Raw genomic sequence first — 20,468 nt, forward strand, 5'->3', positions numbered from 1 at the left:
CGCCCGAAGGGAGACCTTCGTGTCCGACCGTTCCGCGCTCCAGCTGTACGTCTACGCCTTGCCCGACGAGGACCAGGCCGCCGTGCAGCTCGGCATCGACGACAACGGCCTTGAGCCGTACGACGACTCTGGCAGCGGCATCGTTCTCGGGATGCGCTACCTGACCGAGGAAGTGCCGGTCGGCTCCGCGTACGACCTTGCCGTGCACCTGCTCTCGAACGCCCCCGGGACGGCGTTCGAGCTGTGGCAGGACCCCGTATGGCTACGGCGACGTCATTTGGGACCACCGAGGCGTCTCGAAGCGGCCCCAATCTGTGAAGATCTCCTCCCGTGAAGGTGGCCTGGAATGGCTCCACACGGAACAGCGGCGCGCACGCCCGTAGTCCCCGGGGCTACCTCATTCGGGTCACCCCCCTGTAGCACTCGCCGCGAGGCTCTCCGCCATGGCGCCGACCCCGATTTGCCATACTTGCCCTCAAGATCGACAGCTCTCTGAGCTGCACACGAGCCCGTCGCACCCTAGATAATGCTGGCCGCGACGGGGTGCGGCGGGACTGTTCTTCCTGCGTCGCTCTCGGGGCACGTCACTGGTCTCAAGCGCGGTCCTCTGCCCACCGCTCGTTCTCGGACGCCGCGTTCCGCCATGCAGCGAGGGCCGCAAGGCCGTTGTTGTGGGCCCGCGCTTCCTCCTCCCGTTCGCCGCACGTCCGGTGCAGACGCTCCGCCTTCCGGTGCGCGGCTACGGCTTCGGCGAATCGTCGCTCGTGCGCGAAGGCGAGACCGAGGTTGTTGTGTGCCCTGCCGCGCCCGCAAGTGTCGCCCAGCTCACGGTAGAGGGCATCCGCATGCCGGTGCGCCCCGGCGGCTTCGTCGTATCGCCCCAGATGCTGGAGGGCCACGCCGAGGTTGTCCAGGGCAATGGCCCGGTCGGGGAGGGCGGTGGCGGCCGCCGCCTCCTGCAACGCGGTGACGGCTGCCTGGTGACTGCCGGTGCCGATCAGTGCCAGGCCGAGGTTGTTGAGAGCGGCGAACTTCTGGTCCGGCAGCCGGTGGTGCACAGCGATGCTCACCGCCCGTCCGTACACGCGGATCGACTCGTGGAAGCGTTCCTCGGAGTCGAGGAGGTTCCCCATGCACATCAGTTGGTCGCATTCGGTCACCCGGTCCCCCAGGGCCGACGACACCTCGACGACGCGTTCCCTGACACTGAACGTCTCAGCTGTTCTTCCTTGCCGTACCAGAGCGTAGATGAGCACCATGAGCGTCGCCTGTTGGCCCGACAGATCGCCTGTCTCGGCCTGCAGGTCCGCGGTCCGCGCGTACACCTCGATCGCTTCCGCGAACCGCTCCTGGCCCTCCAATGCCTCCGAGAGGTTGCCCATGACGCGGATCTCATGGGTGAGTTCACCGAGGGAAGTGAATATGGCGATGGCGCGCAGGTCGGCCTCGACAGCTTCGGCGTACCTTTGCTCCTCGGCCAGGATCCAACCGAGATGGTTGAGTGCCAGCCCCTCGCGCAGTTCGTCTCCGCAAGCAGTGCACCGCTCGGCGGACCGAGTCAGGGCCTCGATCGCGTCGCCCTTGCGTCCCGCCCCGTCGAATGCCTGCCCCCGAAAGTACAGAGCCTCGCCTTCAGCAGACAGGTCACCGGCGGCTGCCGCCCTGCTTGCGGCCCCGGACGTGATCTCGAGCGCCTCGGTCCAGCGTGCCGTCCTGAGGAGCGCCATACTCAGGTTGCCGACGACCTGCCTTTCCACGGCGGGTTCACCGAGCGGTCCGACCAGTACCGCGGCACGCTTGTAGGTGTCGATGGCCTCAGCTGTCCGGCCGGTCTCGAAGAGGTTACGTCCCAGGTTGCAGAGGGAGATCACCTGGCTGAGCGCATCGCCGCGATCCGCGAAGAACTCGGCACAGTCGGCGGACAGCCGGATGGCTTCCTCTCCGCGTCCGCAGTGCGCCAGGACGGCGGCCAGGACCTCCAGGGCCCGCGTCTCACCGTAGGTGTCACCACTTGCGCTGCGCAGGGTGGCGGCTTCCTCAAGGACGGCGGCCGCCTCGGTGTATCTCTCCAGTTTCAACAGTGCCCTGCCCCTGTTGGTCAGTGCCATTCCTTTGACGACTGCGTCGTCCGTACCGGCCGCCAGGTCAACGGCCTGCGCGTAGGTGTCCAAGGCCTCGGCGGGCCGCTCATCACCCAGCAACGCGTTGCCGAGGTTGTTGAGCGCCGTTGCCAGCTCGCGTGGCCCGGGGCCCAGGCTGACCACTCGTTCGTGCAGGGGGACGGCTTCGGCAGATCGGCCCAGCGCGTTGAGTGCGCTTCCCAGAGAGTCGAGCACTGCGATCTCGGCGTTCCTCCCGGCTCGTTCGGAGAGAGGTACAACGCGCCGCATCACCCGAACCGCGTCGTCGAGGTAGCGGAACTGGAGGAAGTACTGCCGCAACGCCATGGCGATGGCCATCGCGATCTCGGCGTCCAGCGGCTCGCCGTGAGCGATCGTCTCGACTACGGCCACCAGATTGAGGCGTTCCTCGTCCAGCCATGCCAGGGCCGATTCCCGGTCGTCCAGAAGCGCCGAGTGGTGAGTACCGGGAAGCGCGCGCATGAAGCCGTCCGCGTCCTCGACGTGAGCCACGTAGTAGCGCATCAGCCGGTAAACGGCGTTCTGCTGTGCCTCGGACCCGTCTTGTGCGGCAAGTCCCCGCGTGTATGCCCGGATCAGGTCGTGCATGCGCCATCTGTCGCTGCTCACCGGCTCCTCACCGAGCAGGCCGGCTCCAGTGAGTTCCGCCAGCCGTTTGCGGGCCTGACGTTCTGTTACGTCCATCAGCGCGGCCACAGCGGCGGTTCCCAGGTCGGGTCCTGGATTGAGGACGAGGCTCCGCAACACCAAGGCGGCCTCCGGCGCGAGTCGCCGGTAGGAGAGCTCGAACGCGGTCTCCACCGCCAGGGCGAGTTCACCCGTCCCGTGGCGCAGTTCCTTCAACCGGGTGTGCGTGTGTGTGAGGTCGTTGGCCAGGGTGCTGATCGGCAGGCCAGGGTCGTCCACCAGGAGGGCGGAGGCGATGTGCAGCGCCAACGGAAGGTGCCCGCAGTGAGCCGCTACCGCCGCCGGCGCTTCGGGTTCCCGGCTCGCGCGTGGGTCGTCGGGTCGCGCGTGGGCGAGCGCGAGAGTGACGAAAGAGGCGGAGGCGTCCGGGGTCAGCACCGGCATGTTGACGCTACGCACCGTCAACGAACTCGGGCAGTCACGTGAGGTGATCACCATGCGGTGCTCTTTGCGGGCGGGCATCAGCCTTGCCACCTGGTCGGCACTCGACGCGTCGTCCGCGACGACGAGGACGTGGATGCCTTCGTCCGCGAGGCGGGCCAACTCCTTCTGGTAGAGCCACGCCCGCTCGTCGAACGTCATCTCATCGCCCGCGCCGGACACGCCCAGAGCCCGGAGCAGGCTGTTGAGGGCCTGTTCCGGCGTGACGGCGTCATCTGGCTTGTAGCCGTGCAGCGCCACATACAGTGCGACGGGGTACCAGCCGCGTCGGACCGCCTCGTGCGCGACGTGCAGGGCGAATGCACTCTTGCCGATCCCGGGCATGCCAGTCACGGCAGTCACCCTTGCCTCGGACGGCCGCTCGGCCTGCGGATCCAGCAGGAGCAGCAGGTCGCGCACCATGTCCTCGCGACCGACCAGGCGGGCCGGCGGGGGTGGGAGCATGTCGAGGGCGCGGACGATCGTTCGGCCGACGTCCCCGAAGGAGAGGCTGACAATGATCTGGTCACGGCCGACCTGCGTGATGTGCGGGCTGCCACTCGCTTTCACCTGCTGGTGGACACCGGCCGCCTCGGGCGCGCGACGGCGGCCGTTAGCCACGGTGCCTCCGGCCGCGGGTCCAATCCCGTCCGATCTGTTCGATGCGGCCGCCGGTGGCCCTGGCTTCCTGCTCGACCCGTGGGACGGAGCCGGGATCCGTCGCCGGAGGTGTGTCCGTCCGGTCGCGTCCCACCTGGAGGATCTGCCCTTTAGATGCGCTCGCGGTCTGCCGCGTCGTCGGTACATCGTCTTCGCCGCGACCGGCCCACCAGCCGAGGGCCGTTCCGACCGAGCCGGCCACGACCGTGGCGAACGCGATGGCCACCGCCCAACGGTCGGCATCCGCGTCCGGCATCCATCCGAAGGCGGCTGATCTCAGTAGCCAGAGACACCCGGTGAACACCACGAGCGTGACAAGGACCACGGTCAACCACCGGACTGATCGCATAGGGCCGCTCCCTCACGCCAAGTGTGCCCCCGGCCCGGCGTGTTGTCACGGAGAGGTACCGAACAGGCGCTCCGGGCAACGGAGTTCCGGGGCCGCGTGCCGAGGACGCACGCTAACCTCCCTGTGGCAGATCCTCTCGCATACCGGCTGTATGGCCACTCATCGCGATCCCAGCCGCCGCGCAGGGTCGTACGGATGCAACGTGACCGAACGACGCCCCTCGCACACGCCCCCTCCCGTGCGGACGGCGACCGCGCCCCTGGACCGTCGCCGCCGGCGCCGCGCTCGCGCTCGTCACCGCAAGTTCCTTCAGCACGCTCGCCGGGCTGCTCGTCGGGCCGCTGCACCAGGACCTCGGCAGATTGGCGCCGCCGAGATGGCAGTAGGGGCGGCCGAAGCCGATGCGCCAGGAGATCTGGCGACGCCCCACAGCAGTACGGTGCCGTCCTCGCTGCCTGAGGCCAGGATCTTGCCGTGGCTGCGGCGTGCTCTTCCGGCTCCACAGAGGCGCCTCCGGCGAGCCCCAATTTGTGAAGCCTGTATCGCGGCGACCTGAACTGGACCCACGAGTGACGAGCCAGAAGAGCCAAGTGGAGCCATTCCAGGCCACCTTCACGGGAGGAGATCTTCACAGATTGGGGCCGCTTCGAGACGCCTCGGTGGTCCCAAATGACGTCGCCGTAGCCAACCCCGTATTCGAACACCCCGGCCACTACGTGGCGCACCTACCCGGCGTTGGCTCCTACGAGGGTGTGTGCGACTCCTCCGGCTCCCCGCTCGTGGAACTGACCGCGGTACTCGATGCCCTGATCACTGCACCGGACAGCGCCTCGGCCTTCCCGCCGGACCACCTTGCGCGTCTTGCGTCGTTCTTCGCCGCCCTGCGGCGCGTCCAGACAGTGCGGCGTCCCTGACCAGCATGGTTGCCCGACTTTCCCTCGGAAAAAAGGTGTTGCCCCATCCCCGAAAAGGCGTATAATTGATTTCCAGAGCAAGCGGCAACTTGCTCGACACCAACCGATCGCACGAGGAGTGCACGTGAGCGACACCGCGACAACAACACCGATGCAGCGGGTCACCCTGCGGCTCGGCCAGATCCGCGTCAACGAGAACAACGTCCGCCAGGACCTCAACCTCGACGAGAAGTTCCTCAAGTCCATCGCCGCCAACGGCGTGAAAGTGCCGGTCGTGGTCCTCCCGCTCGGCGAGGACGCGTACGAGCTGAAGATGGGCCACCGGCGCTACTTCGGCGCCCGGACTACCAAGGAGACCGAGGAGGAGAAGGACGCGATCGAGGTCCCCGCGTACGTACTCGACCCCTCCCTGAGGGAGGCCGGTGAGGACTTCATCGACCAGCTCATCGAGAACGACGACGACTACCGCCGGGGCCTGACCGAGCTGGAGCAGGCCGACGCCCTGTTCGGCGCGGTCGGCGCGGGCATGAAACAGACCAGGGTCGCCCAGCTCACCGGCCGCAGCCGTACCGAGGTCTCCCGCGCGGTCAAGACCGCCAAGACGGTCGGCGGGCGGACCCGTTCGGCGCTCGCCGAAGCCGGAACGTACAACCTCGACCTCGAAGCGCTCGGGGTGCTGGGCGAGTTCGACGACGATGCCGACGCCGTAGACCGGCTGTTGGAGGCCCACCGCAAGGGCCGCTTCGAGTTCCAGGTGCAGTGGGAGCGTGACGACCGCGAGGAGCAGCAGGCCCGCGCCACGGTCCGCCCGCAGCTGACGGCGGCCGGGGTGCGGCTGGCCGGGGACGGCGAGCTTCCGCCGACCGCCGAGCCGCTCGCCGAGCTTGACGGCCCGGACGGCGAGCCGCTGACCGTCGAGACGCACACCGAGTGCCCCGGTCACGTGGCGGCCTGGGCCGAGAACCCCCGCGAGCCCGGCGAGGTGGACTACTTCTGCACCGACCCGGACCGCTTCGGCCACCGCCCGCCCCAGGAGGACGACCAGGGGACGGACGGCGACGGCGAGGATCAGCCGACACGGGCGACGGAGGCGAAGCCGTCGGAGCCCGCGCGTGAGTACGTCAAGGCGGGCAACAAGGCCTACCGGGCCGCCGAGAAGGCCCGGCAGGCGTGGCTGAAGGACCTGATCGGCCGCAAGACCGCGCCGAAGCCGCTCGCCGCGTTCATCACCGAGCAGCTTCTGACCTGCCCCAAGCCGGTGGCTCAGTGGTCGGGCGACGTCGGACGCCACAACCTCATCAAGGAGCTGACCGGCTACAGCACCCTTGCCGAGCGCGCCAAAACGGCGACCCCGGCCAAGCTCACCCTCCTCAACTTCGCGGTCCTGGCCGCGACGTTCGAGAAGCGGATGAGCGAGACGCGGACCTGGCGCACCGACAGCACCGCACACTCCGCCGTCTACGAGCTGCGGGAGATCCGCGCGGACGCCCGCACGTGGCTGACGTTCCTCGCCGAGATCGGCTACCCGCTCTCCAGCGTCGAACAGGCCGTGGTCGACGACGAGCCCTGCCAGGAGCGCGAGGAAGAGGAAGGCGCGGCCGACGAGCAGGCCGCCGCCGAGGACACCCCGGACGCCGACAGCGCCGAGGACTCCGAGAGCGCGTCCTGACCCGAGGCCGGGGCCGGACCGACAGGTCCGGCCCCGGCCCCCTCCCGCTCCCCTTCTGTCGCTCGCTGCGCGCCGCCCGGAAGGCCTCGCCATGCTCCGCTCCGAACTCCGCCTCACCACTCCTCTGTTCGTCGCCCAGGCCGCCGTCAGCAATCACACCGGTCTCGTCGCCCGTGCCGGACTGGCCATGCCGGCCGCGCCGTTCGGCTCCGCCGCCTGGCAGCTGCCCGCCCTGGTCTCCTACCTTCACCGGCTGCACCAGGATCAGGAGGACCCCTCCCCCGAACTCTGGCGTGCGCACACCGAACGCCCCACCGGCCCCGTGCCCCGGCCGCGCCACCGCTACCAGGCCAACGGGCTGCACGACCCGGACGCGGTGTGCGTGCTCGACATCCAGCTCGGCCCGCGCGAGACGGAGACCGGCTGGCCCGCCGCCGACCTCGCCGTCATCGAGCAGGAGGAGGGCGCCTGCCCCTTCGGTCGCGTCACCCGCCGCCACGGCGCCGAAGCGATCGCCGCGTACGCCGCCGAGGAGCTGACCGCCGAACACACGGCGCTCATGGATCGGGCCCGCCAGCACCAGGACGCCTACTTCGTGCGCCTCGCCGACCTGGCGCAGCGCGCCGCCGACTGGGCCGACAAGGTCCGCGCCGCCGCGCACGCCGACACCACCCACGCCCAGGCCGACCGCGCCCGGGCCCGCATCACCCGCTGACCGCCCCGCCACTTCGCGCCGACTGCCGCCTGGAGGCCTGCGCCATGAACGAGTTCGCGCCCGCCACTCCGACCTACGCCATCTCCGACACCATCGTCGAACACCACCTGCACGGCCGGGACCGCACCCACGCCGACCTGCCCGGCGGCTACCGGCTGACCCTGCGCACCCGCGAGCGGCACGGCCAACTTGAGGCCGCCCTGGCCGCCCCGTCGCCCACCGGCCCCGCCCGGATCTGCACCGCGCGCATCAGCGCGCACACCCCGACGTCCGCCACGTCGCGCATCCTCGACACGGTCACCCGCTACGCCCCGGCCCTAGCCAACGCCCGCGCCGCCCACCCGCCCTCCGCTGCTGTTTCCCGCCTGCTCACCACCGGCGCCCCCTTCCAACGGCCCGGCGAGCCGGGGCTGTTCGTCCGGTTCGGGACCGCGGAGGCCTGGCTGGAAGGCAGGCGCCTCAGCGTCACCCTGGGCAGCCCCGGCAGCGGGCTCAGCCTGGTCCTGGGCGGTCCCTGGGACGCGCCGTCCACCGCCCGGCTCACCGCCGCCGTCCTGCGCGAGCTGACCGACGCCGAGCAGCTCGCCGGCAAGGTCGCCTCGCTGCTGCCGCCCGGGCCGTGGCAGGTCCTGTCCGACCAGTGGCACCCCGACGCCGCCCTCGTCCTGCCCGCAAACCGCCGTCCCGACCCGGAAGACCCGCTCGGCCGCCGCATCTCCCGGGCGCTGCGCGAGGTCCAACACGACCTGCGCGCGGCACGGCCGGACTGGGACTTCCAGGAGCTGATCGCCGTCGAGGGCTCGGCCGTCGCCCTACGCATCACACCGCTGGAGCGCGACGTCCCCCGTCTGGTCCGCAAGGTAGTGGGTGACGGCGCCTTCGACCCGGACGAGTTGGGGAACACCCGCACGACATTCAGCCCCGCCGACCTGCCCGCACATCCCTTCCGCGATCCGGCCCTTCCGCCGCGCGACGCCTCGGCCCTGGACCTCTACGTGAGCCCCAAAGACGAGCGCTACACGTACCCCGTGAAGGTGGAGCTCGACGAGTGGGCGTACGTCCTGGACGCCTCACCCGTCTTCTACGGGCCCGGCTGGTACCCGTTCCACCAACACGTCACGCGGCGGGAGAAGGACCCCTCCTACCCGCTCAACGACCGCGAAGTGCCCACCGGGCGCACGGTTCCCGCCAGGGTGCGGATCTCCCCCGACGTCGAGAACCGCTCCTGGGGCAACGAGTACGTACAGCTCACCCCGGTCGACCACCGGGTCGAAGCGCGGCTGCTGCTGTACGTCGGCCAGCGCCAGGCGGGCACCCTGGTCCGCACCGTCACGCTGGAGATCGACCTGCGGGCGAAGCGCGTGCGTCTGCCCGACCAGATCCCCGCCGCCCTGCACCACCAGGCCGCCACCAAGGGCCGGCGGATCCTCGATCTGCTGCTGGCCGCGCGCCGCGAGCGCCGCCAGGGAGCGGCTGAGCCGCGGGCCGTCCTCGGTCCCTGGAACCGCGGCGACCCGTCCACTGCGGACACCTGACCCGTCGATGACCGCGCGAGCCGCCCAGCTCGCATCCGCCGCGACACCCGCGTCGCTCAACGCTTCACCCACCGCCGATCCGGGGCGGCAACCCCGGGACCGGCCTCCCACCAACCCACCCGAGTGCAGCCGCCAAGGAGGCTCCCCCGTGAACTCCACCGAGCCAACCACCTCCTACGACCACAGCGCCGGTCCCCCTGAGCTCCAGGTCCCCGGCGAAGTTGGCGGCCGGACCGCTGCCTTCACGCTGCGTCCCAAGTTCGCAGACTCCGTCGACCCCGGTCCTCTGCTGGGAGTCGCCGTGCGCGTCGCCACTCACTTCCGTATCCCCCTGACCTTCACCGCCACCTTCAAACAGGTCACCGGCGAGCGGTGGGAGTTGGTCCGCGTCCTGTGCGACCAGGACGACTACCTCGCGTCAGTCCGGGCGGTGCGCCCGCAGGTCGCGCCAGCCGCCGCCAAGGTTCTGGAGGAACAGCGCGCGCAGATGGAACCGCTCTTCGCTGTCGCCCGTGAGCGTCAGGCCGCGTACGCCCTGGCTGAGGTCTACCGGGCACGAAACGCAGCTGCCGACGCTCACCGCCGCATGGACGCGGCCGAGGACGAGTTCAGTCTGTTCGAAGTCTGCGAGGAGCGGGCCGCCACGGTACTCAGCCAACTCTCCGGACGCCCCGGCCCTCTGCCCCACTCCGGCCCTCCGGTCGTACGCAGCACCTCGTACGGCCGGGTGCTGCTCCTGTGCCCCGTCGGTCACCTGGTGCAGTCCGTCAAGGCCGAGGACTGGAGCGGCTCGCAGCTCGCGGCCCGGTGCGCTGATCCCGCCTTCACCGTGACGTGCCACGGCCAGACCGGCGAGCCTCTCCCCCACTGACCGCCTTCCGGGCGCGGGGCGGCAACCCCGGGCCCGGAGTTCACCAACTCACCGAAGGGAGCGTCGCGATGTCCGACTTTGCCGCCAGGCTCCGCGCACTCACCCTCGCGCCGGCCCCCGGCCAGTACCCCGAGACATGCACTTGCACGCCCGCCGTCCGCTACGCCTGCGGCCACTGCTACCACGAACAGTGCGTGGACTGTGGGTTCTGCGCCGTCGGCGGCTGTGTCTGCCGCTGCGAGTACGGTCTCGGCTTCCACCCCAGCGACTCCCCAGCCGAGGGCCCGATGTTCTGGATCGGCGGGCACCACGCACGCTGGCTGTCCACCTGGGGCGTTCCCATGTGCGTCTCGCGTCCCGTGCTGGCCGACCGCGCCACCCTGCCGCGCGCCGCCCAGGACTGGGTGTGCGACTCGGGCGCCTTCTCCGAGCTCGACAACCACGGCGGCTGGACGATCAGTCCGCACGCCTACGTCCGTGAGCTGCGCCGCTATCGCGACCAGGTCGGCCGCCTGGTCTGGGCCGGCCCGCAGGACTGGATGTGCGAGCCCGACATGATCGCCAAGACGGGCCTGTCCGTGCGCGAGCACATCGACCGCACCGTGGGCAACTTCATCGACCTGATGGCCGAGGACCCCGGCGTCGACATCATCCCCACCGTTCAAGGCTTGCTTCCGGCCGACTACGAAGCCTGCATGGAGCTGTACGACAAGCGCGGCGTACGGCTGGCGGACTATCCGCTGGTCGGGGTCGGCTCCGTCTGCCGCCGCAAGTCGGTCAAGGACGTTGAAGCCGTACTGGCCACCGTGGCCGCCGCCGGACTGCGGCTGCACGGCTTCGGCCTGAAGACCCAGGCCCTCGAAACGTGCGCCGAGTACCTGGCCTCCGCCGACTCCCTCGCCTGGTCGCGCGATGCCCGCTGGAACGACCCGCTGCCCCAGTGCGAGGGCAAGCACAAGAGCTGTTCCAACTGCGTGCACTGGGCGATGCGCTGGCGCGAGCGCGTCCTGGACGTGCTGCACGCCCCCCGTCAGCTGATGCTCCCGCCCACGACCTGACCCATCGACACCGTGCCGGTCCGGGGCGGTGGCTGCGTACCCCTCAACGGATGTCGTTTGTTGCTGAGTTCGGATGTCATCCGAGCGCCTACGGGCCGGTGAAAGTCGGTGAGTTTCGATGTCACTCGGGTATGCGGACGCCAGATCTCTCAGCGACTGGCCTGATGCAGTCATGCCGAGAAGTTGAGGAAGGGTTTGATCTCGCTGACGACCTTGAGCATCCTTGCGGCGCACTCTCGGAGTTCCTCGCTGTTTTCCTGCCACTGCTCCAAGGCTTCCTGCAGAGCCTGTTCCGCCTGCTCGAGGCGACGAAGCAGGATCTGCCGTTGCGCGCCGGCGACGGCCAGGTCTCGCTTCAGGGATTTGACCTTCTTCTGCAACGAGCCCACGCGTGCGGCAAGGACAGCCTCCAGCTTGATCTTCTCGCCGAGCTTTGCCTCAGTGGCGTCAAGCCGCTCCTGAAGAGCCCGGGGCATCTCGCGTGCTGCGGCCTTCTCCACTTCTGGCCGCAGATCGGTAGTAACGCCTGTCACCTTCTCGAGGTTGGAGAGCATAGAACACAGCACATTCAGATCTGGCCCTGGAGTCTCTCCCTCAGTAACCCTGTTGAAGGACCTTCGGGAGGTTAGGAGCCCTGAATAAAAATCCGGGCCTTTGACACCTTTCTTCGTGTATTCGACTTTGACTTTCGTCAAGAGGCTGCTGAGCTTCTCCGCATGAACTTCCTCGATGGCCGAGGACTCATCCAAGATGTCCTTGATCTTGCCCAGCTCACGGTTCACCCCGGTTAGGGTCCCCTGGACTGGGCTCATGTTTCCCCTGAACAGCTTCGCGTTGGGAGCCTTTGGCCCCAGCTCGCCCTTAGCGAACTCCTTCACTTCGTCTCCTCCTTCTTAGCAGCTATGAACAGCTGGACACGAGGGAAGCCAGGGCGGAAATTACCGCTGCCAGCGCCCACAACACAGGGGTGATCTCCGCAGCCCATGCATAGCGAGTCGGAGAGGGTTCATCTTGACGTTCGGTCATACCAATCCTTTCCGCAGGAACGCCAACACGCATTGCGGTCAGCATTTAATTGGCTACGTCTCAGTATGATCCGATCGCGCGTGGAGCTGATGAGTTCGACCAGCGCAACGAAACGCGCAGGTGGGCAAAAGAACGCGCACCCATGCCCCTTGACTCTCATTCCGCATCCCGCTAATGGGTGCGAGGGCATGGACTGGGAGCCGTACGGGTTCAGCACATCCTTCTGGCGGCGCCCCCGCCCCCGGCGTGTTCGCCCCGGGAGCGGGGGTCAGACTGTGGCCGCCTGTTCGGCGCGGGCTTTGGTCTGGGCGAGTCGGTAAGAGTCCGTGCCGGTCCCGGCGGATCGCCGCGTACAGGTCGGCCTTGGATTTCGACAGGCGCATCGGTGCCCCCAGCGGGAGATGCACAGCCATCGTCCCACCACAAGGACCCAACTGCCCTTAAATCTCAGCGACATCGTCTTCGTCTCCACGGCAGTGCCATCCGCGCTCAACGACAATCGACATCACGACGCAGCAACAGAGCCAGGGGCGGCAACCCCGGACTGGCCTCGCTCACCAGCTCACCGCACCGAGAGGACCCTTTGATGTCTGCGTACGAACAACCGCCGCTCGATCTCGGCGCCGTCTGCCAGCGCTGGAGGAACCGCCGGCACAGCTGGAGGCCGAGGAGTGAAGGCGGCTTCGACTCCGCCCGCTACCGCGTCCGCGAGTTGCCGAACGACCTCGTCCACGCGGCGAAGGCCTTCGTCCTCGCCCACCACTACAGCGCTTCGTGGCCCGTCCGCTTCGCCTACGGCCTCACCGACACCGCCGCGCCCTCGGCAGGCCAGCTGGTTGGGGTGCTCACCCTGGGTATCCCGACCCAGGTCGCCGTGGTCACCTCGGTGTTCGGCCGGCTCATCCCGTACGAGGAGTCGCTGGAGAGGAATAGCCAGAGACTCAGGGCCTCATCTGTCTCGGTAGAGGTCCTCGTCAGGTTCCCAGTCCGCGTAATACTCGTCGAGCGTCATATCGATGGGGACTTCCTCGGCGAGGTCGCCAAGTCCTGAGCCTTCGAGGTGGAGATCGCAGGCTGAGCAGGCGAAGGTGTGGGGGGCGTAGATGACGCCTTCATCGCTGTGCAGGACGTAGGTGTCTCCCGTGAGCCACCCTCGCGATCCGCAAGCGGGACAGGCCTGTTCTTCGGCGTGCTCGCGGTTGTAGAGCGACTGCGGCTGCGGGGGTTGCGTGACCGCGGCCAGCACGACTTCTCGCTCCTTCGGAGCCAAGTGACTGTAGCGCTGCTGAAAGATCGCTCGTGCCTTGGCGAGCATGCTTTCCATCTGGATGCGGGCTTCCTCCACCTGCTTTGCGATCAGCATGTCGTGGAGTTGCTCGTAGCTGCCCCAGTAGGTCTTGGGGTCGACCTCCAGTTCCGTGAGCAACGGGTCGATCAGTCGGAGGCATGTGGTGAAGACAGTCTGGACCTCAGCGACATCGTGGATTCCGCTGTGAGCGACTCCATTGCGTGCGTTTGCGACCGGGGCGAGGGCTCGTTGGTCGATGGGGATCTGCTTGCGCAGGATCTTGTGCACTCGGGCGTGAGCTTCGACCAGGCCGATGGTCTTCGCTCGACTCGCAGGAGCCGACGCGTGGACGCCGTGGCCTGTGGCATGGAGTAGTGAGTCGAAGTCCTTAGCTTCGACTATCAGCGCCGGGTGTAGAGCGGCAAGGTAGGCCTTCAGAAGGTGCTCTGCAGCGATTCCAGCGTGGTGAACCGCGAAGTCGTGTGACTCCGGTCCCTGCGAGAACGCTGCCAGCGCTGCGGTCATCCACCGTTGCGACGAGGTCTTGAGCTGTTCAGGTTGCATGCGCCGGACGATAAGGCCGATGAGTCGAGGGCGGAGCCGGGTTTCTCGCCTTCAGGCTCTCGGGTGCGGCCGCCCGGGGATCTCTGCGGCTTATCGAGCCCACGGGAGTGGGCCGCGCACCGTAGGTTCCGGTCGTGATGCGGTCTTGGCGCTGGCGAGATTGACAGCCACCATCAAGAGCGCCATATTGATTACGCGAAGCTAGCGGCAAAAGCGGTGGGCGGCGGAAGGCACCCTCTCACGAGGGTGTCGACCCAGGGCGGCAACCCCGGCCGAACGTCCCGCCGACCACCTTCACCAACTCGACTCGCCCGCCGGCACGTGAGCGCCGGAGGAACAAAGAGGAGCAGGCCCCAAGTATAGGGCCGCGACCAGAACTGGAGAGTGCAGTGACCAAGGCCCTGAACCCGCAGCGTCGCCTCGTCGGCGGCCGCGCCGTGGTGAACCGCGACTGGATCCGCGAGTTCACCGGCGCCAGCGTCGGGACCGCGGCGCGCTGGTACAAGGTGCGGGACGAGCAGCCCAAGGAGCACCGTCACCCGGAGAAGGAGCGGATCGACGGGACCGACTTCTACGACGAGCAGCAGTTCCGTGATTTCTACGCGTGGTTCCAGGAGGAGAAGGCGAGCAAGGTCCTCAAGGCTGACCCCGAGCTGTACGAGCTCGCCCCGGAGACCGTCGTCTCCATCAACAAGGCTGCCGAGCTGCTGAACTTCAGCGGGCCCTCGGTGATCCGCAAGTACCAGCAGGCGAACCCCGGCTACTTCCCGGACTCCGTCGGCGAGGTCGAGGGTCCCACCGGCCGCATGATTGCCGCCTTCCGCGTCGGCGACCTGCAGGACTTCGACCGCAAGCGCACCGGGGACAAGCTCGGCAAGGCCGGCCGCCGTCCCGGGCCGCAGCCCGAGGCGCCCGTCGGCCGGCCTTCGGCCCTCGAGGAGGTTCTCGCCGCCGAGTTGAGCGCCCGCGCCGGCGGTGAGCCGCTCACCGCCACGCAGCTCGCCGAGCAGTTCGCCGCCGAGGCGATCGAGCGCGACGGCTACCACCCGCAGCTGGCCGCGGATCTCAGCGTGCAGTACGGCGGGCCGCAGCGGTCCTGGGAGTACGTCGTACGCAACGCCCTCGAGCACCTCCCCATGCCCGCGGCCGCGCCGACCCGCTCGGGGGCCGACCGGCGGGCGGACGTCGCCCTGGCCGCCCTGCGCGAGCGGGGCGACGTCCGGGGACTCGCCGCCTCCCTCGCCCGGGAGCACGGAGGCAGCCCCGATGTCTGGTCGCGCGCGGTGAACGCGGCACGACGGCTCGCCGACCCCACCACCTGAACTCCCACCAGCCGGAGGACGAGCCCGCATGGCCAGCTATCAGCTCCGCGACACCGCCACCCGCCAGCTCCTCGCCCACGGCCTGGCCGACTACGCCGCGGCCGAGGCCGCCCTGGACCGCATCGACGACCAACTGGAACACGACCTCGCGGCCAACGGTGAAGGCGCCGGGCGCATCCGGCTGCGCCTCGACGTCGAGAAGGTCACCGCCGGCATCACCGAGGTCGTCGGGCACCACGTGCTCCTCCTCGGCGTCGACGACCCCACCGACCCCCTGCCCGCGCTGTAACCGCCCCTGCCCGGATAGCAGCTCTCACCTGCGCGTCCGGCGACGACGCTGACATCCCAGCGCCTCACGATGGAGCCCCCGTGTCCCAAACCGATCGCGTCCTTCACGTCCTGATCGACCCGCTCGTGCCTGCCGAGGACACCGCGCTCATCACCAGCGTGCCGCCGGCGCTGCTCCCGCCCTCAGAGGGTCCCGTTCCCGACAGGCCGCGACAGGCAGGCCGGCCGCCCCAAAGCAGTCGGCCGCTCCCGCTGAGCGTGCTGCGCACGCGGTAGGCCGCCTGCACCGCGACGCCCCGGGCGATCGCTCTGGAGCATCCGACGTTCACCCAGGCGCCCTCTCTGTCATTTCGCTCATGCGCTCTCACGGGATGAACTCCCTTCGCGAACACGGTGGTTGAGCGGCGCGGTGAGGACCTCGTGTTCTCACACACGGTGGTCAAGCAGCCTGCCAGTAGGTGAAGCCGAGCGAGGTGAGTCCTTCGGACCGGCAGAGACGATCCGAAGGGCCTCCGACCTCCGTTTGAAGGAGTTGATAGGCGGCTCCGTTGGCCTGCCCCCAGTGCATCGCAGCACGCCACAGCAGACGTCCCAGTCCCGCGCCGCGGTGCTCTGGGAGGACACCGAAGTACTGCGGCATCAGTTGAGGGGTGCCGATCGCGTCGGGACGGATCTCCATGGGGCCGATGGCACCGGCCACCCGGCGGCCCAGGACGGCGGTCAGCACCGGGCCGACCTTCCCGGCCTGCATCTGGCCGTAGAGGAAGGCGAAGCCGTCCGCAGCCATCTCCTCAGCGAAGTCGGAGAAGCTGCCTCGTACACCCGCCGGCCACTCGTCGAAGCGGCGGACGGGGCCATCGGGTGCCGGGCGGACGGTCGCCCTGAAATCCTGGAGCTGGATGCGCGTGCCGTGGCCGCCCGATGACTCGGGGCCGAGGAAGCGCACGGTCCGCGCCTTGCCTACGCCATGCTCGGCGGCCAGCTTTTGAGCCAGCCCGGTGGCCGTGAATGCGCTGTCGGGCTCGATGCTGTAGAGGTGGACCTTGACCATTCCAGCACCGCGCCGGGACAGCGTGGGAATCAGCGTCTCGCCGGGACGGTGAACGATGTCCTCGAGGAGAACCGCCTCGTCCTTGCTGTCGGACCAGCGAATGTCCTTGTCGTAGTGCAAGAACCATTGGTCGGTACGGGCCGCGATCAGGGTGTCCGTGAACAGGTCTTCGGTCAGTACGGACGGGTGCACCGGCCCGATCGTCGGCACGTAGGGCGCCGACACCACTGGACGTAGCCAGTCCCAGCGGAATCGCATGTGCTCAGGGTACTCATCTCCTGCTCAGGGCTCAGGCCCCGACGTGGATTTGCCGGGGCCTGAGCGCAGATGACCGAATGTGGTCAGTTGGGGTTGTCGTCGCCGGCCGCGCAGGAGCAGGCGCTTGCTTCCATCAGGGCGTCGGCGTCGGGCTCGATGACGAGCGCCGGGGTGGCGACGAGGGTGGTGGGCAGAGCCGGGCGGATGGCCGGCGGGCGGCTGGTCTGGATCTCGACGAGAACGGGACTCATGAGTGCACCATCTCCTTGGTGTCTCCGTGCTGGCAGTAGCTTTGCAGTGGAGCCTTCGCCTCCTGGTAGACCTTGGCGAGCGGTCGGCACACCTGGCAGGAGCCGGAGAGCGAACAGCCCGAACAGCCACCGGTGCGAAGCATGAGCCGATCGGAGATCGCTCCGAGTCGGCGCAGTCCATCGATGCCCTCGGCCATGAGGTCGATCTGGTCGTCCCGGCCGATCTTGCAGATCGAGACCCTGGCGTGCGGGTCGGCGTGGAAGAAGGTCACGCCCGCGTTGCACCCCTGGAAGAGCGGCCGCTTGCGCAGGTGCTCCGCGGACTGGACGAGCAACGGCTCGCCTGTTCCGGAGAAGGTCGGCTGCATGTTGGTGTAGACGTGATGGTCCAGGCCCCAGCCCTTCACCACGTCCACCATGGCGTCGACCTGGTGAGCGTTGTCCTCCGTGACCACGACGGACACCCGCAACGGCAGGCCGGCATTGCGAGCTGCGGCCATGCCCTTCTGGAAGTTCTTCCACGCGCCCTTGCGCTGGGTGAGCTCGTCGAAGGACTCCTGCGCAGCGCCGTACATGCTGACGACGACGCGATACGGCGGGCAGTCCCGGAAGAGGCGCAGCAGGTCGGGTTTCCACAGGCGTGAGGCGTTGGTGGAGACCGTGAGCATCATGCCCTGGCGGTAGGCGTACCGGTAGGCACCCTCAAAGTCGGCATCGACCGTCGGCTCGCCGCCCGTGATCTGGAGCCAGAGGACCCCCGCGTCGCGGAAGATGTCGATGAGTTTGACCTTCTCGTCCCAGCTCAAGCCGGCCAGCGGGCGTTCGCCGAGATAGCAGTGCTTGCAGCCGAAGTTGCAGTAGAGGTTGATCTCCCAACTCGCCCGGGCGAAGGCGAGTTCGGTCGGCTCGCGCACCAGGAGCGCCGACCCTGCAGTCTGACCGCCCAGGTCGAGGTCCCAGGCCTCGGCCGCGGTTCCCACCAGCCAGTCCGGCACCTGGTCGTCGGAACCGGACCGCTGCCGTAACTCCTCGTAGTGCTCGGCCGGCAGGCGTATACAGGCGGCGCTGCCCGGCCGGACGGCCAGGTGGCCATCCAGGAACGGGCTGACGATCAGCTTGTGCATCCTGTACCTCTTTCCCTCGGGTTGGACCCCGCCCCTGCTGCGACCTGTCCTTCTGAGGTCGGGGAAACCTCCAGTTCGAGCAGCAGGAGCGGGGGCATGGGGCCCGTCCACGGCGCGCCGGTCTTCCTACGCGACATGGGCAGGCGGTCTGGGGAGCGGTGCCCTGGCAGACCACTGGCCAGGGGGACGAGGCGTGTCGGACGTGAGGGCGCCTTGCTGGCGGACAGCTCGTTCGCTCATCGTCCAGTGGAGCTGTTCGAGCCGGAACACACATACCTGGCAGGCGAAGAGGGGGAAGACCACGCCGGCCACCGCAATGTCGCCGATCTCCGCTACGGGGACGTTGGTCTGCTCGCACCTGAAACAGCTCCCGTCCTGCCAGGTCAAGCGGCCCCACAGCTCCTGCGGCCTCAGCCCCATGGCGGGTCACCTGCCGGCAGGTGAGGCAGCGGGGTGCCGCCGACGACGGCCATGACGAGGACGGGGCGGGCGTGCCACACGAAGGACAACGGTGCCGCCGTGATGGGCAACGTGAAGTGTGCACCCTGCGCAAGGGCCGACACGGCGTCCCGCCACCCCGGGTAGCCCCGGTCGACGAGAGAGTCAACAAGGTCCGGCTCGACGGCTGAGGCGATGGTGCGGATCTGGATACGCGCCCATCGGATGGCCGCTGAAGGGGTGGGGCGTGCAGCGCAGGTGATCCGCCGGCCGTCCGCATGGCGCCACTCGCACCAGAAGCCCGGCGTCGCGAGGCTCACGGCACGCGTCACTGCCGAGGCGCGCGGGAGCAGGGCGGGGTGGTCAGGTCGCATGTCTGCTCGGCTCGGTGTAGATCCGCAGTAGGCGCCGAGCCAGGTTGGCCGCGTCGCGCATGTAGAGGAAGGCGTTGAAGACCGCGGTCTGCCTCGTGGGCCGGCTCGTCAGCTCCAGCAGCCGGTACGCCTGTCTGAACAGGCCCCTGACGTCGGGGTCTTCGTCAGCGCCCAGCTCCTCGGCAAGGAGCCTGTTCAGGTGCTTGATCATCGCCTGCGTGCTGGTGTCGATCTCCTCGCGGGTCGAGGTCCCCAGCTCCATCGTGAGGGCAGCCGCGGTGCTGTCCGCGATCAACTCCGCGTCGATGGGCGGACCGTCAACGGCCAGGGCCTCGGGTTCATTGGTCACGGTGGACATCACGCATCTCCCCTCGATACCGCATCGTGAGGCGGCTGCCTCGGTTACCCGGTTCGAGAACGACCGTAGAGCGGCCATCGGCCAACTCCCAAGGAGATTGCGTGAGTTTGCAGCAAGCCGATTGACGGGCCCGAATGCCTCACTGACGATCGTTATGGCGCGCAAACCTGCGCAAGGCAGCGGACAGGAGAGCACCCATGAAGCTACGGTTCCTTGGTAAGAACTCCACCCCCGGAGACAGCCCCACCCTGTACGCCAGTGACCAGGACAGCTACGTCATCCAAGGCTGGAAGGTCTTCGCCAACGACCTGCTCATGCAGCTCGACGTGCCGGACGGACACGCCGCCGTTGAGGTGCCCACCGAGCTGTTCGAGCACCTGGCCAAGGACGGCCAGGTCTCCGGCGAGATCAGGAAGTTCACCGCCCCGATCATGCTCGTCACGGAACAGGGAACATGCGTGCTCCAGGGCCCGGAAATGCACGATCCTGAAACCTTGAACCAGATGCGCATGCCTGACTATGAGACCTGCATCGAGGTCCCCAAGTCCTCGATCACGGCCCTGCTGGAGGAAGACAGTGGACCTGATCACCCCCGCACAGCGTGATGAGCTGTTCCACAGCTTTGAACGCAACGCCTTCCACCTGGAGTTGCGGGACGACTACGGATCTCCTGTCGAGGACACGCCGTATGCCCGATGGCAGCGGGGCGAGCCGGATGACTACGGCTGGCTCGATCCGTGGAGGACGCTGATGAAGCACGTCACGGGTGCAGGTAAGACCGTGCGGCGTGTGCGGGTGGTTTCGGAGCCCCACACGCAGTACGTCATGTGGGAGCACTCGCTGACCCACTTCAACCTCGAAGTCGGCGAGGACATCCGATGGCTGCCGCGGCACCTGTTGCCCGAAGGCATCACCTTCCCCGTGGGCGGCAGCGACTGGTGGCTGTACGACGACCGTCTGCTGGCTGTTGGCCACTTCGATCCGCAGGGCCGCGTCCTCGGGTCAGAGATCATCGAGGACCCTGACACCGTGGCCGCATGCATCCACGTACGCGACCTGCTCTGGGCCGATGCCATCCCACACGCCGAGTACAAGCCCTGACCCATC

The 20,468-nt window shown here is 68.3% G+C and carries 22 protein-coding genes; 13 read left to right on the top strand and 9 right to left on the bottom strand.

Features of this window, described 5'->3' with window-relative positions; all coding sequences use genetic code 11:
* Window positions 1-19 precede the first annotated feature (19 nt).
* A complete protein-coding gene (locus ACTWQR_RS35045) occupies window positions 20-334 on the top strand; it encodes a hypothetical protein (protein ID WP_443231254.1) in 315 nt (104 codons plus the stop codon).
* A 259-nt stretch (window positions 335-593) separates the two neighbouring features.
* On the opposite strand, the gene ACTWQR_RS35050 is transcribed toward ACTWQR_RS35045, so the two are convergent.
* Window positions 594-3,869, bottom strand: coding sequence for a tetratricopeptide repeat protein (locus ACTWQR_RS35050; protein ID WP_443231255.1), 3,276 nt, complete (start codon window positions 3,867-3,869; stop codon window positions 594-596).
* Window positions 3,862-4,257 carry a hypothetical protein gene (locus ACTWQR_RS35055; RefSeq protein ID WP_443231256.1) on the bottom strand — a complete coding sequence of 132 codons (396 nt, stop codon included), beginning with the start codon at window positions 4,255-4,257 and terminating at the stop codon, window positions 3,862-3,864. Before ACTWQR_RS35055 ends, ACTWQR_RS35050 begins: the two co-directional genes overlap by 8 nt.
* A gap of 659 nt (window positions 4,258-4,916) precedes the next feature.
* Here ACTWQR_RS35055 and ACTWQR_RS35060 point away from each other — a divergent pair.
* The 6 genes from ACTWQR_RS35060 (at window position 4,917) to ACTWQR_RS35085 (ending at window position 11,019) form a co-directional block, all read left to right on the top strand.
* Entirely contained in the window at window positions 4,917-5,171 is a 255-nt protein-coding gene (locus ACTWQR_RS35060; RefSeq protein WP_443231257.1) for a hypothetical protein, read from the top strand.
* Between the two features lie 124 nt (window positions 5,172-5,295).
* Window positions 5,296-6,840: a ParB/RepB/Spo0J family partition protein gene (locus ACTWQR_RS35065; protein WP_443231258.1), complete on the top strand. Its 1,545-nt coding sequence runs from the start codon at window positions 5,296-5,298 to the stop codon at window positions 6,838-6,840.
* Window positions 6,841-6,931: 91 nt separating this feature from the next.
* Window positions 6,932-7,555 (top strand): hypothetical protein, encoded by a 624-nt coding sequence (locus tag ACTWQR_RS35070; RefSeq protein ID WP_443231259.1) that lies wholly within the window; start codon window positions 6,932-6,934, stop codon window positions 7,553-7,555.
* A 44-nt stretch (window positions 7,556-7,599) separates the two neighbouring features.
* The gene (locus ACTWQR_RS35075) at window positions 7,600-9,090 is read left to right on the top strand and encodes a hypothetical protein (RefSeq protein WP_443231260.1); all 1,491 of its coding nucleotides are present in this window, start codon (window positions 7,600-7,602) and stop codon (window positions 9,088-9,090) included.
* 148 nt (window positions 9,091-9,238) lie between these two features.
* Window positions 9,239-9,961, top strand: a complete 723-nt coding sequence (locus tag ACTWQR_RS35080; RefSeq protein WP_443231261.1) for a hypothetical protein — start codon at window positions 9,239-9,241, stop codon at window positions 9,959-9,961.
* A gap of 68 nt (window positions 9,962-10,029) precedes the next feature.
* A complete protein-coding gene (locus ACTWQR_RS35085; protein ID WP_443231262.1) occupies window positions 10,030-11,019 on the top strand; it encodes a deazapurine DNA modification protein DpdA family protein in 990 nt (329 codons plus the stop codon).
* A gap of 170 nt (window positions 11,020-11,189) precedes the next feature.
* Here ACTWQR_RS35085 and ACTWQR_RS35090 read toward each other — a convergent pair whose 3' ends face one another.
* The gene (locus tag ACTWQR_RS35090; protein WP_443231263.1) at window positions 11,190-11,897 is read right to left on the bottom strand and encodes a hypothetical protein; all 708 of its coding nucleotides are present in this window, start codon (window positions 11,895-11,897) and stop codon (window positions 11,190-11,192) included.
* 734 nt (window positions 11,898-12,631) lie between these two features.
* Between ACTWQR_RS35090 and ACTWQR_RS35095 the strand changes: the two genes are divergently transcribed.
* Complete coding sequence (locus tag ACTWQR_RS35095) at window positions 12,632-13,096, top strand: hypothetical protein (RefSeq protein WP_443231264.1); 465 nt, start codon at window positions 12,632-12,634, stop codon at window positions 13,094-13,096.
* On the opposite strand, the gene ACTWQR_RS35100 is transcribed toward ACTWQR_RS35095, so the two are convergent.
* Entirely contained in the window at window positions 12,995-13,897 is a 903-nt protein-coding gene (locus ACTWQR_RS35100) for a hypothetical protein (protein ID WP_443231265.1), read from the bottom strand. The two genes, ACTWQR_RS35095 and ACTWQR_RS35100, sit on opposite strands and share 102 nt — an antisense overlap.
* 389 nt (window positions 13,898-14,286) lie before the next feature.
* On the opposite strand from ACTWQR_RS35100, the gene ACTWQR_RS35105 reads away from it, so the two are divergent.
* The 3 genes from ACTWQR_RS35105 to ACTWQR_RS35115 all read left to right on the top strand — a co-directional run bounded on the left by ACTWQR_RS35105 (window position 14,287) and on the right by ACTWQR_RS35115 (window position 15,783).
* A complete protein-coding gene (locus ACTWQR_RS35105; RefSeq protein ID WP_443231266.1) occupies window positions 14,287-15,219 on the top strand; it encodes a hypothetical protein in 933 nt (310 codons plus the stop codon).
* 28 nt (window positions 15,220-15,247) lie between these two features.
* Entirely contained in the window at window positions 15,248-15,508 is a 261-nt protein-coding gene (locus tag ACTWQR_RS35110; RefSeq protein WP_443231267.1) for a hypothetical protein, read from the top strand.
* A gap of 80 nt (window positions 15,509-15,588) precedes the next feature.
* Entirely contained in the window at window positions 15,589-15,783 is a 195-nt protein-coding gene (locus tag ACTWQR_RS35115; RefSeq protein ID WP_443231268.1) for a hypothetical protein, read from the top strand.
* A gap of 163 nt (window positions 15,784-15,946) precedes the next feature.
* Here the strand turns inward: ACTWQR_RS35115 and ACTWQR_RS35120 are convergent, their stop codons facing one another.
* The 5 genes from ACTWQR_RS35120 to ACTWQR_RS35140 form a co-directional block, all read right to left on the bottom strand.
* Window positions 15,947-16,816 carry a GNAT family N-acetyltransferase gene (locus ACTWQR_RS35120; protein WP_443231269.1) on the bottom strand — a complete coding sequence of 290 codons (870 nt, stop codon included), beginning with the start codon at window positions 16,814-16,816 and terminating at the stop codon, window positions 15,947-15,949.
* Between the two features lie 83 nt (window positions 16,817-16,899).
* The gene (locus tag ACTWQR_RS35125) at window positions 16,900-17,067 is read right to left on the bottom strand and encodes a hypothetical protein (RefSeq protein WP_443231270.1); all 168 of its coding nucleotides are present in this window, start codon (window positions 17,065-17,067) and stop codon (window positions 16,900-16,902) included.
* Window positions 17,064-18,191: a radical SAM protein gene (locus tag ACTWQR_RS35130; RefSeq protein WP_443231271.1), complete on the bottom strand. Its 1,128-nt coding sequence runs from the start codon at window positions 18,189-18,191 to the stop codon at window positions 17,064-17,066. The genes ACTWQR_RS35125 and ACTWQR_RS35130 overlap by 4 nt, the downstream gene beginning before the upstream one ends.
* A 410-nt stretch (window positions 18,192-18,601) precedes the next feature.
* Window positions 18,602-19,003, bottom strand: coding sequence for a hypothetical protein (locus ACTWQR_RS35135; RefSeq protein ID WP_443231272.1), 402 nt, complete (start codon window positions 19,001-19,003; stop codon window positions 18,602-18,604).
* A complete protein-coding gene (locus tag ACTWQR_RS35140; protein ID WP_443231273.1) occupies window positions 18,993-19,361 on the bottom strand; it encodes a hypothetical protein in 369 nt (122 codons plus the stop codon). Before ACTWQR_RS35140 ends, ACTWQR_RS35135 begins: the two co-directional genes overlap by 11 nt.
* A 197-nt stretch (window positions 19,362-19,558) precedes the next feature.
* Between ACTWQR_RS35140 and ACTWQR_RS35145 the strand changes: the two genes are divergently transcribed.
* Window positions 19,559-19,966, top strand: a complete 408-nt coding sequence (locus ACTWQR_RS35145; protein WP_443231274.1) for a hypothetical protein — start codon at window positions 19,559-19,561, stop codon at window positions 19,964-19,966.
* Window positions 19,938-20,462: a DUF6879 family protein gene (locus ACTWQR_RS35150; RefSeq protein ID WP_443231275.1), complete on the top strand. Its 525-nt coding sequence runs from the start codon at window positions 19,938-19,940 to the stop codon at window positions 20,460-20,462. Before ACTWQR_RS35145 ends, ACTWQR_RS35150 begins: the two co-directional genes overlap by 29 nt.
* Window positions 20,463-20,468: the final 6 nt, after the last annotated feature.

The sequence above is a fragment of the Streptomyces sp. 2A115 genome, from assembly GCF_052245575.1.
Classification (GTDB): Bacteria; Actinomycetota; Actinomycetes; order Streptomycetales; family Streptomycetaceae; genus Streptomyces.

Excerpts from the sequence above, each read along its gene's own strand:
- ACTWQR_RS35055 (WP_443231256.1), bottom strand. The coding sequence starts at position 4,257 with ATGCGATCAGTCCGGTGGTTGACCGTGGTCCTTGTCACGCTCGTGGTG.
- ACTWQR_RS35070 (WP_443231259.1), top strand. The coding sequence starts at position 6,932 with ATGCTCCGCTCCGAACTCCGCCTCACCACTCCTCTGTTCGTCGCCCAG.
- ACTWQR_RS35075 (WP_443231260.1), top strand. The coding sequence starts at position 7,600 with ATGAACGAGTTCGCGCCCGCCACTCCGACCTACGCCATCTCCGACACC.
- ACTWQR_RS35085 (WP_443231262.1), top strand. The coding sequence starts at position 10,030 with ATGTCCGACTTTGCCGCCAGGCTCCGCGCACTCACCCTCGCGCCGGCC.
- ACTWQR_RS35095 (WP_443231264.1), top strand. The coding sequence starts at position 12,632 with ATGTCTGCGTACGAACAACCGCCGCTCGATCTCGGCGCCGTCTGCCAG.
- ACTWQR_RS35100 (WP_443231265.1), bottom strand. The coding sequence starts at position 13,897 with ATGCAACCTGAACAGCTCAAGACCTCGTCGCAACGGTGGATGACCGCA.
- ACTWQR_RS35110 (WP_443231267.1), top strand. The coding sequence starts at position 15,248 with ATGGCCAGCTATCAGCTCCGCGACACCGCCACCCGCCAGCTCCTCGCC.
- ACTWQR_RS35120 (WP_443231269.1), bottom strand. The coding sequence starts at position 16,816 with ATGCGATTCCGCTGGGACTGGCTACGTCCAGTGGTGTCGGCGCCCTAC.
- ACTWQR_RS35125 (WP_443231270.1), bottom strand. The coding sequence starts at position 17,067 with ATGAGTCCCGTTCTCGTCGAGATCCAGACCAGCCGCCCGCCGGCCATC.
- ACTWQR_RS35130 (WP_443231271.1), bottom strand. The coding sequence starts at position 18,191 with ATGCACAAGCTGATCGTCAGCCCGTTCCTGGATGGCCACCTGGCCGTC.
- ACTWQR_RS35135 (WP_443231272.1), bottom strand. The coding sequence starts at position 19,003 with ATGCGACCTGACCACCCCGCCCTGCTCCCGCGCGCCTCGGCAGTGACG.
- ACTWQR_RS35140 (WP_443231273.1), bottom strand. The coding sequence starts at position 19,361 with ATGTCCACCGTGACCAATGAACCCGAGGCCCTGGCCGTTGACGGTCCG.
- ACTWQR_RS35145 (WP_443231274.1), top strand. The coding sequence starts at position 19,559 with ATGAAGCTACGGTTCCTTGGTAAGAACTCCACCCCCGGAGACAGCCCC.